At 30.2% G+C, this 4,440-nt stretch carries 5 protein-coding genes; 4 read left to right on the forward strand and 1 reads right to left on the reverse strand.

Translation table 11 applies throughout. The features are described 5' to 3' along the window. Positions 1–694: 694 nt before the first annotated feature. The 4 genes from L1S34_RS14550 (at position 695) to L1S34_RS14565 (ending at position 3,540) form a co-directional block, all read left to right on the forward strand. A complete protein-coding gene (locus L1S34_RS14550; protein WP_236364786.1) occupies positions 695–1,234 on the forward strand; it encodes a hypothetical protein in 540 nt (179 codons plus the stop codon). 176 nt (positions 1,235–1,410) lie between these two features. Then, entirely contained in the window at positions 1,411–1,965 is a 555-nt protein-coding gene (locus L1S34_RS14555; RefSeq protein WP_236364788.1) for a hypothetical protein, read from the forward strand. Positions 1,966–2,137: 172 nt separating this feature from the next. Beyond that, positions 2,138–2,533, forward strand: a complete 396-nt coding sequence (locus L1S34_RS14560; protein ID WP_236364789.1) for a hypothetical protein — start codon at positions 2,138–2,140, stop codon at positions 2,531–2,533. A 251-nt stretch (positions 2,534–2,784) separates the two neighbouring features. Beyond that, positions 2,785–3,540, forward strand: coding sequence for a hypothetical protein (locus L1S34_RS14565; RefSeq protein WP_236364791.1), 756 nt, complete (start codon positions 2,785–2,787; stop codon positions 3,538–3,540). A 700-nt stretch (positions 3,541–4,240) separates the two neighbouring features. Here L1S34_RS14565 and L1S34_RS14570 read toward each other — a convergent pair. Continuing rightward, positions 4,241–4,440 (reverse strand): hypothetical protein (locus L1S34_RS14570; RefSeq protein WP_236364793.1); only part of this gene is annotated, 200 nt, incomplete at its 5' end.

Here is a 4,440-nt window from a genome sequence, read left to right on the forward strand (position 1 = left end):
GGTAGCAAGCGTATTCCGAAATTACGCAGATATTGAATTCGTTGAATAGTTTCTGAATTTCTGTCCACTTCTACTCTATTTTTTCAAAGTTCTTTTTTGAATTTTAAGGTTTGGCTTTTGTCAGTAATGGAAATTACAAAGCGGACAAAAATACAGTAACATTTGAAAAGCGAAAGCGAAAATTAGCAGAAACTTGAAACACGATTTCTATTACGTTTTGAACAAAGAATTCAGAAGCGTGAAAAGTTTTGCGCCGAATTCAGAACTTTGAAAAGCACAAACTTGAAAAGTTTTGTGCTGAAAATTGAAACGTGAAATTCAGAAGCGTAAAAAGCTGAAGCGTAAAAAGCTGAAGCGTAAAAAATTTTGTGTTTAAAGTTGAAAAGTGAAAAACTAAACGCTAAAATTCTTCGGAACTTTGAACATAAAAAATTAAAACGTGGAAATGGAAACCGGAAAAACGAGACGCATAAATATTGCAAAATAGAACTTTTACGTTTGACAAGAACGCCAGCTACCAACAGCCGTTTGGCGCCATTGCGGTTTCGGTGATTTTTTGGAAGCTTAAGTCTTGAATTAAAAATTTGTTTATATTTGTGAGAGTTTGGTGCTGAAAATCCGCAACAGCGCCAAGCGGCAAAACGTTGGTAGTAACTTTAAAAAACCGAGAGATATAAATCACAATCAAACAATAATGAAAAATTTTTTATTTTATTTCGCACTAACGGGTTGGACATTAGGTGTGACTGTTCATTTACTTTCTCTCGGAGACATTGACGTAACAGAAAATGCATCTTTTTTTATTTTGCTTTTAAGCATTGGAATTTTTGTAGTTTGGATTCCTGTCGTCCTTGACTTAAGAAATAATGAAGAACTTAAAGAATATCAAGAATCAAGCCTAGCGAATCGAATGAATACAATAGGATTTTATAAAATTGTATTCAAAGAAACACCTACTTGGATGTCAAGTATAGCAATTGGAGGTCTCGTTTATGCATTTATCAATTTTATGCTGTTTTTGTCCTCACAGGACGGAACACCCGACATAAAAGACGGACAATATCTATTACAAAACCACGGACAGCTTATCAAAACTTTGACTTTGCAAGAATATCATCACTATAAAGCGAACGAAATTAGAGGATTTTCTGGACATTTAATTGCGTTTTATGGTGTTGCAACAGCTGTTTTATTTAAGTTTAGCGGACTAAGAACAGAGGCTGAAACAATTTGAAAGCGAATTAAAAAAGCTACTACCAACACACGCTACAAGCAATTTGGGTATTTGGCTTAATTTGAAATTGGTTTTGTATTTGGGAGATTTGGCAAATCCGAAGAATGGGCTTAATTTAGTCCCAAACTGCTTGTAGCGCGGGAACGTTAGTGGCTAGCTTCAAAAAAATCGTAGAAATGACGAACCTTGAAAAAGAACTTCTAAAAATAGAATCCAAAGTTGGACTCAGAATATCTTTGAGTGAAAATAATATTTCGATTAATCAAATTCTTCAATTAAAAAACAAAAGTACAATTGGATTGATTTTGCTTTTAATTGGAGGTGCTACATTCTTAGCTTTTCCTTTTTTAGGTAAAAAAACTGATATTAGCTCATTAATTATTTGTTCAGTTTTTGGACTTTTATTTTTTGGATTATCATTGTTAAGTTTAATTAGACAAACAACTGATCATACTACAATCAAAAATGGGAAAATTAATTTTATATATAATCTTAGATCATTTTCAATACCTATTAATAACGAAATGACAATAGATATGAAAACTGAAATTTTAAATATAAGAAGATCATCTTTCGTACATGTAAATCATTATTTATTAATACATGAAAAGCGAAAACAAATCCTAAACTTTCAGACCGAAAAAATCAATTCAGAAGAAGCAAAACTATTAGGCAATTACATAACTCAAATGTTAAATGAAAAGCTGCAACTAAACAAAGCCAGCCACTAACACACGCTACAAGCAATTTGGGTTTTAGGCTTAATGGACAAATTGGTTTGTATTTGGAAGATTTGGCAAATCCGAATAATGGTCTTAATTTAGTCCCAAACTGCTTGTAGCGCGGGAACGTTAGCAGACAGTTGACCAAAAAATTGCGAAAAACAAGAAAAGCAAATACTTAATGAAAATAAAATTGTCATTTGGGCATTACTTATTAATATTTTTTATCAGTGTAATCGTATTTATTCAGGTTAGACACAATTACATTCAGAATAAAGTAGAAAGTGATGGAAAATATATAGTTGTAAAATTCATTTCAAAAAAAGAAAAGAGAAAATCTACAGATTATAATTTTTCATACTATGTTAATGGAAAATTAGATACTACAAACGCAACAGGATTATACAAAAACTATTTTATAGCATCCTCATCAAGAGAAATAGAATTCAAAGGCGATTTAAAAATAGATTCTTTTTATCTTGCTAAATTCAATCCAAAATATCCTGAAAGAATAATTGTGAATCCTGAAAAAATAATTACCGATTCAAAATTAATAAAGAAGTTTGGGTTTGACTAAAAATCTATAAACAAGTCATTTTATCAATCGAAGTTGTTAAAGAAAAGTACCGAAACAAATATAACTGAAAATGAAACGATAATGTATAAACAACCGATCTGCTAACAGGCGTTTGGCAAGATTGCGAATTTTGTAGTAAATTCACGTTTACATTTCGCAAGAAATTTTATCTTTAACAGAAAATAATCAGTTCCGAAGTTCGCAACCTCGCCAAGCGCCGGAACGTTATGCCTCATTGTAAAAGACGACTAATGAAACAAATTACGACAATATTGATAGTTTTAATTTTGACCGTAATCACTTCTTGCGGACAGAGTCAAGACAATGATAAATCTTTAAAAAAAGTCACAGTTAGTAGTAAATCAGTAACAAGTAAAGAGATTAAAAACCAACAAAGACATTATTTTGACACAACTTTTGTTGTTAACAAAAAAACATTCAATTTCGTAATTAATGACATTAACGAAGATGAAGTTACATTGACATTTATTAGAAATTCAAAAATCATAAATAAAGATACGTTGCAGTCAAGCGGATTAGGTGGCTTTGAGTTTACTGACTTTAATAAAGACGGAAATCCCGATATATTATTTAATTATATAGGTAATAACTCATCCTATGATATTTACTTGTTCGATAACAAAACGGACGAGTTCAAAATTTTATATGGCTTTAATCGATTTCCAGAAGCAATTCAACTTAAGGTTAACCCAAAATATTATTATTCGTATCACAGAGCAGGATGTGCAGATATGAATTGGGTAAGTGATTTATTCTACATTGACAATTTTAAAACAATTCAAATTGGACATATTTATGGACAAGGTTGTGATTCTGAAATAAAAGAAAATCCTCAAGTAATTGAGATATATAAAGTTTTTGAAAACGATGAAGAAAAGAAAAAGTTAATTAAAAACCTTCCTTACATAAAAAACATTTCAAAATTTGAAGACAAATGGAATTTTATTGAAAAGTATTGGAACAATAATTATGGGAAATTTAACTGAATAAGAACAACGAGGCATAACAGCCACTACAACGGATTTGGGCATTGGGCTTAATGGAAAGATGGTTTTGTATTTGGGATGATTTGGCAAATCCAAATAATGGGCTTAATTTAGTCCCAAACCCGCTGTAGTGCCAGAACGTTAGCAGTAATGCGACTGCAGAATGGAAGAATTCAATAACTTAATGCAATTTAATTAATGAGAAAACTTAACTTTTTACAAATATTATTTCATTTTATCGCAGCATATTGTTGTATATTTTTTTTCAGAACTTTATCATGGATTTACAATATTCGAATTCTTGAAATTGTCGAAAAATATAGTGTTGAAAAAGTAACTGAAAATTCTAACCATTATGGAATTCAAACAACAGAAATTTGGAATGTCACAGCATTTCCAGTTTTTGCAACTTTTATAGGAATGCTAATTGCATTAATTATTTCGATAATCATAACTATTAAACAGAAATGGTCTCTAATTAATTGTTTCGTAGTATTTATAATTTGTTTTGTGGTTAATTATTTCAAATTACCATTATTTGATTATTTAGAAAAATTTCACACAATAAGATTTATAGATAACTTATTGATACAGTTAATATTTACTTGTGTAATATTTTTTTTTATTGGAATATTTTTGTTCTTCTCAAAGAATACTAACAATTTAATAGAAAAGAGTACTTAAAGATAAAGCACTACTGCTAACAGGCGTTTGGCAAGATTGCGAATTTTGTAGTAAATTCACGTTTATTTCTCGCAAGAAATTTTATCTTTGATAGAAAATAATAAGTTCCGAACTTCGCAACCTCGCCAAGCGCCGGAACGTTAGTGGCAATAAAACCGAAAATCGTAGAAAATGAGTTACCATATTTATATAAAAAACAATCAAAGCATTTCTTTC

Origin of the sequence: Flavobacterium sp. K77, from assembly GCF_021608205.1 — a bacterium.
GTDB classification, from domain to species: domain Bacteria; phylum Bacteroidota; class Bacteroidia; order Flavobacteriales; family Flavobacteriaceae; genus Flavobacterium; species Flavobacterium turcicum.